The 5,485-nt window shown below is 41.6% G+C and carries 8 protein-coding genes; all 8 read left to right on the forward strand.

Going from position 1 to position 5,485, the window contains the following annotated elements:
• Positions 1 to 628 precede the first annotated feature (628 nt).
• The 8 genes from tuf (at position 629) to rplV (ending at position 5,445) form a co-directional block, all read left to right on the forward strand.
• Positions 629 to 1,816, forward strand: coding sequence for an elongation factor Tu (tuf, locus tag ACKI5B_RS04500; RefSeq protein WP_407426255.1), 1,188 nt, complete (start codon positions 629 to 631; stop codon positions 1,814 to 1,816).
• 73 nt (positions 1,817 to 1,889) lie between these two features.
• Entirely contained in the window at positions 1,890 to 2,198 is a 309-nt protein-coding gene (rpsJ, locus tag ACKI5B_RS04505; protein WP_407426258.1) for a 30S ribosomal protein S10, read from the forward strand.
• Between the two features lie 148 nt (positions 2,199 to 2,346).
• Positions 2,347 to 2,967 carry a 50S ribosomal protein L3 gene (rplC, locus tag ACKI5B_RS04510; protein WP_407426260.1) on the forward strand — a complete coding sequence of 207 codons (621 nt, stop codon included), beginning with the start codon at positions 2,347 to 2,349 and terminating at the stop codon, positions 2,965 to 2,967.
• A gap of 14 nt (positions 2,968 to 2,981) precedes the next feature.
• Complete coding sequence (gene rplD, locus ACKI5B_RS04515) at positions 2,982 to 3,620, forward strand: 50S ribosomal protein L4 (RefSeq protein WP_407426262.1); 639 nt, start codon at positions 2,982 to 2,984, stop codon at positions 3,618 to 3,620.
• Positions 3,620 to 3,907, forward strand: coding sequence for a 50S ribosomal protein L23 (locus ACKI5B_RS04520; protein ID WP_407426264.1), 288 nt, complete (start codon positions 3,620 to 3,622; stop codon positions 3,905 to 3,907). The genes rplD and ACKI5B_RS04520 overlap by 1 nt, the downstream gene beginning before the upstream one ends.
• Positions 3,908 to 3,953: 46 nt before the next feature.
• Positions 3,954 to 4,778 carry a 50S ribosomal protein L2 gene (gene rplB, locus ACKI5B_RS04525; protein WP_407426266.1) on the forward strand — a complete coding sequence of 275 codons (825 nt, stop codon included), beginning with the start codon at positions 3,954 to 3,956 and terminating at the stop codon, positions 4,776 to 4,778.
• Between the two features lie 17 nt (positions 4,779 to 4,795).
• Positions 4,796 to 5,074, forward strand: a complete 279-nt coding sequence (gene rpsS, locus ACKI5B_RS04530; protein ID WP_184660831.1) for a 30S ribosomal protein S19 — start codon at positions 4,796 to 4,798, stop codon at positions 5,072 to 5,074.
• Between the two features lie 14 nt (positions 5,075 to 5,088).
• Positions 5,089 to 5,445: a 50S ribosomal protein L22 gene (gene rplV, locus ACKI5B_RS04535; RefSeq protein ID WP_407426269.1), complete on the forward strand. Its 357-nt coding sequence runs from the start codon at positions 5,089 to 5,091 to the stop codon at positions 5,443 to 5,445.
• Positions 5,446 to 5,485: the final 40 nt, after the last annotated feature.

The raw sequence follows: 5,485 nt of genomic DNA on the forward strand, positions 1-5,485 counted from the left end.
TTTTTGCAAACTTTTGGCACCAAGTTTTAATTCCTGATGCTCTTTTACAATTTGTAATTTTAACTCATCTGAGTATTTGGACATAAAAAATGCACCTCCTAAAATTGAACTTTATTTGTCCAACTTTAGGGGTGCACTTCAATATCAGGAAGTCTTTTTTATTTTTAAAAATCTTTTATTTGTCTATTGAATAAACTTTATAAATCTGATATAAATAAAGAACTGTAATTTGCCCTTTGAGGGGTATTAAGGTTCTTTGAGATTGTTGGGTGGGCTTCATTTTTTAAGCCTAGTGGTTTTCGTAAAGTCAGCATTAATTTGCTTTCAGAAAACGCACCTCATTCAATAAGAACGGTCGGTTCTGGAGGTTCCCAAAGGTTTCTGGATTCCAGACCAGTTGTTGAGATTGCTTGATGATGATTCGGTGGATTTCGGATAAGTGCTTTGATTTTTATAAGGTACTGTTTAATTCAGGTTTTCACGTATTATCTTCAATCAAAACAGTTTATATAGTAATTAGTGTGTCTGCGAATATGGTTCTTTCAGTTGAAAGTATCTGTATTCTGGCTTAAAGTGCAACACATAAATTTTTAATCTGCCGAAAAAGGAATCGGCAAAGGAGAAAAACATGGCTAAGGAGAAGTTCGTCCGAACTAAACCTCACATGAACGTTGGTACTATCGGTCACGTTGACCATGGTAAGACAACATTGTCTGCTGCTATCACTATGCACTGTGCTAAAAAGTATGGTGATAAAGCTCTTAAGTATGACGAAATCGATAACGCTCCAGAGGAAAAAGAGCGTGGTATCACAATCAATACTCGTCACTTGGAATATCAGTCAGACAAACGTCACTATGCACACATTGACTGCCCGGGACATGCTGACTATATCAAAAACATGATTACTGGTGCTGCTCAGATGGACGGTGCTGTTCTCGTTGTTTCTGCTCCAGATTCAGTTATGCCACAGACTCGTGAGCACCTCTTGCTCGCTCGCCAGGTTGGTGTACCAAAGATTATCGTATTCTTGAATAAGGTTGACCTTGTTGACGATCCAGATCTTCTTGAACTCGTTGTTGAAGAAGTAAAAGATACAGTTAAAGAATATGGTTTTGATGAAAACACACCAATCATCAAGGGATCTGCATTCAAAGCTTTGGCTGACGGTGCTTCTGCTGATGATACAAAATGTATCGATGAACTTCTCGAAGCTATGGATACATGGTTCGACGACCCGGTTCGCGATGCTGATAAACCATTCTTGATGCCAATCGAAGATATCTTCACTATTTCTGGTCGTGGTACTGTAGTTACAGGACGTATCGAACGTGGTGTTGTTAATATGAACGACCCGGTTCAGATCGTTGGTATCCGCCCAACTCAGGATACAACTGTTACAGGTATCGAAATGTTCCAGAAGACTCTTGATCAGGGTCAGGCTGGTGACAACGTAGGTATCCTTCTCCGTGGTGTTGAAAAGAAAGATGTTGTTCGAGGACAGGTTCTCGCAGCTCCAAAATCAATCAACCCACATACAAAATTCGAAGCTCAGATCTACGTTCTTTCTAAGGAAGAAGGTGGTCGTCACTCACCATTCTTCACAGGTTACCGCCCACAGTTCTACTTCCGAACAACTGACATCACAGGTACTGTTGAATTGCCAGCTGGAACAGACATGGTAAAACCAGGCGACAACACAAAGATTATCGGTGAACTTATTCACCCAATCGCTATGGATGAAGGTCTTAAACTTGCTATCCGTGAAGGCGGTCACACAATCGCTTCTGGTCAGGTTACAAAGATCATCGAATAGTTTAATCGCTTGATTTAAAACGGGGGCTGGTTTCGGCCAGCCTCATGTTAAGTTCTTTAGGAGTAAAAATAAAATGGCTAACAGCAAAATTCGTGTCAGACTTCGGGCATTTGATGTAGAACTGATCGATCAGAGTGCAAAAGCCATCGTGCAGACTGTTCAGAAGGCAGGGGCAAAGGTTTCAGGACCAATTCCTCTTCCAACGAGAATCAATAAGGTAACAGTTCTCCGCTCACCACACGTTAACAAAAAGTCACGTGAGCAGTTCGAAATGAGAACTCACAAACGCCTTATCGACATCCTTGATCCATCAACAGATGTTATGGATTCATTGATGAAGCTTGAATTGCCAGCCGGTGTAGACGTAGAAATTAAACAATAATTTCTGAAATTACACAGTAAGTCCTTAACTGCGTTGCAGCTGGATTACTGTTAAAAACTGGTACGGTCCTGTGGATCCAGGATGGCGGCCATTAAAGAAGAAAATGAGGTTTTGAACGCGAGTTTTCTTCTATAGGAGTTATATCAGAATGAAAGGTCTGATTGCAAAAAAAGTAGGAATGACACAGGTATTCGACGAAAACGGAAATCTGACACCAGTAACCGTGATCCAAGTTGAACCGAATACTGTTATTGCTACAAAGACAAAAGAAACACACGGATATGACGCTGTTGTTCTTGGTATTGATGATTTGAAAGAATCAAAAGTAAACAAGGCTTACAAAGGTCAGTTCCCTGAGAATGTTTCTCCAAAACGTCATCTGAAAGAATTCAGAGACTTCGAAAAAGAAGTTGCAGTTGGAGACCAGATTGGTCTTGAATTGTTTGAAAAAACTTCATTCCTTGATGTTACAGCAACTTCAAAAGGTAAAGGATTCCAGGGCGTTATGAAGCGCTGGGGCTTTCATGGTGGACGCGCATCACACGGTTCTAAATTCCATCGTGAAGCAGGTGGTACAGGAAATTGTACTACACCAGGACACAGCATGAAGAATATTAAAATGGCTGGTCGCATGGGATCTGAAAGAGTAACGGTACAGAATCTTAAAGTTGTTAAAATCGATCCGGAACTCAAAGTTGTATTGGTTCGTGGCGCAGTGCCAGGAAATAAAAACGCAACTCTTATTATCAAGAATGCGGTTAAGAAATAAGGTCGAGGGAAAAGATGGAAAAGAAAGTCTATTCAGTCGATGGTAAAGAACTCCGCACAATCAATCTTGATGATAAAGTGTTCGGACTTCCTGTAAACGAAGATGTCATTTACTATGCCATCACAAACGAATTAGCTAACAAACGTGTTGGTACTGCTTGTACAAAAACTCGTGCTGAAGTTCATGGCTCTAATGCAAAGCCGTACAAACAGAAGGGTACAGGTCATGCACGCCGTGGTGATAAAAAATCACCAATCAATGTTGGCGGCGGTACAATTTTTGGACCAAAACCACGCGATTACAGCTATTCAATTCCGAAGAAAGAAAAACGCTTGGCTATGAAATCAATCTTGAGTCTTCAGGCTCAGAGCGACCGTCTTACGGTTGTTGAAGATTTCACAGTTGAAAGTGGTAAAACAAAAGACTTGGTTAAAATCCTTAGCAATTTTGCTAAAGATGAACGCACAGTCATCATTTTGAAAGACGACGACAAAAAAATCAAACAGGCTGGACGCAATATTCAGAATCTGCATTTCTTGTCATTCAATCGTCTTCGTGCACATGACCTCTTCTACGGAAGAAAAGTTATTTTGCTCGAAGGTGCTGCAAAAAATCTTTCAGAATTCTATAAAGTTGAAGAGGAGGCTAAATAATGACTGATTTACATGACATTCTTATTGAGCCGGTACTTTCTGAAAAAGCAACTGCTTTGCGTGAGCAGGGCAAATATGTTTTCAAAGTAGCTCCTTCTGCTACAAAAGTTCAGATTAAAGCTGCTGTAGCAAAGCTCTTCAATGTAAAAGTTGTAAATTGTACAACTAGCAATGTTAGTGGCAAAGTTAAACGTGTTCGTGGTAAACTCGGCACAACTGCCAGCTGGAAAAAGGCAATCGTTCGCCTTGCTCCAGGAGAAACGATTAAAGTTTTTGAAGGCGTTTAAGCTTTTAAAACTGGTAAATCGTGAATCGTAAATTAAGGGGAACCAGATGGCTCTTAAAGTTTTTAAACCATATTCAGCAGGTACTCGTACCCGCATTGATTTGGTAAGAGAAGAACTGACAACAGATAAACCCGAAAAAACACTGGTATCAGGTCTTAAATCAAACGCTGGTCGTAACTCTGCTGGTCGTATTACAGTACGACACCAGGGTGGCGGTCATAAAAGAAAATATCGAGTGATTGATTTCAAGCGCAATAAGCACGGAATTCCTGGAACTGTCAAGTCAATTGAATATGATCCAAACAGAAGTGCTAATATCGCTCTTATTGCTTATGCAGACGGCGAAAAACGCTACATCATAGCTCCAAAAGGTCTTGTCGTAGGACAGAAAATCATGGCTGGTGAAACAGCAGCTCCAACAGTTGGAAATGCACTTCCACTTGAAGCAATTCCTGCAGGTTTCACTATTCATAACATCGAGCTCACCCTTGGTCGTGGTGGTCAGCTTGTTCGCTCTGCAGGTGCTGGTGCAACTGTTCAGGGTAAAGACGGTGAGTATGTTATCGTTCGTCTTCCTTCTGGCGAAACACGCCGAATTCATGGCAAATGCTATGCAACAATCGGTATCGTTGGAAACGAAGAACGCATGAATGCACAGCTCGGAAAAGCTGGACGCAAACGCTGGCTCGGTATTCGTCCGACAGTTCGTGGTATGGCAATGAACCCAGTCGATCATCCACTTGGTGGTGGTGAAGGCGCTGGTAAGGGACACGTTCCTGTTACTCCTTGGGGTCAGCCATGTCGTGGTTACAAAACCCGCAACAAGAGAAAGACTTCTAGCCGGTTTATTATTTCACGCCGCAAGAAGTAGTTGCATAGGAGTTAACGGTGTCAAGATCTGTTAAAAAAGGACCTTTCATTGAAAAGAGTCTTTATAAGAAAGTTATTGAAATGAATAAAGAGTCAGACAAGAAGATGATTAAAACATATTCTCGCTGCTCTACAATCATTCCAGAGATGGTTGGAAACACAATCAGTGTTTACAACGGTAAGTCGTGGATTCCTGTTTACGTAACAGAGAACCTCGTTGGCCACAAGCTTGGTGAGTTTGCTCCAACGCGTACCTTTAAAGGTCACGGCGGCTCAGACAAAAAAGCTGGTAAATAAGGAAGGTGGATATTATGGCTGAAAAGAAAGGTTATGTAGCCACTACAAAATTCCTGATTGCATCACCGACAAAGGTTCGCCCGGTCGCTCATGTAATCAATCAGAAGTCATACTCTGAAGCTATGGCTATTCTTGCTAACATGCCGCAGAAAGGTGCAAAACTTATCGCTGGTACTCTAAAATCAGCTGTGTCCAATGCACTGTATGCTAACAAGAAGCTGGATGAAGATATGCTGTACGTTAAGGAAATTCGCATTGACGAAGGTCCGAGACTGAAGAGAGTTTGGTTCCGCGCACGTGGTCGTGCCGATCAGCTCCTGAAGCGTATGTGTCATATCACCGTCATTGTTGACGAGAAGGCGGGGGAATAAAGTGGGTCAGAAAGTAAATCCGATCGGTTTGCGTCTTGGA

The sequence above is a fragment of the Treponema sp. genome (assembly GCF_045657965.1).
Lineage (GTDB): Bacteria > Spirochaetota > Spirochaetia > Treponematales > Treponemataceae > Treponema_D.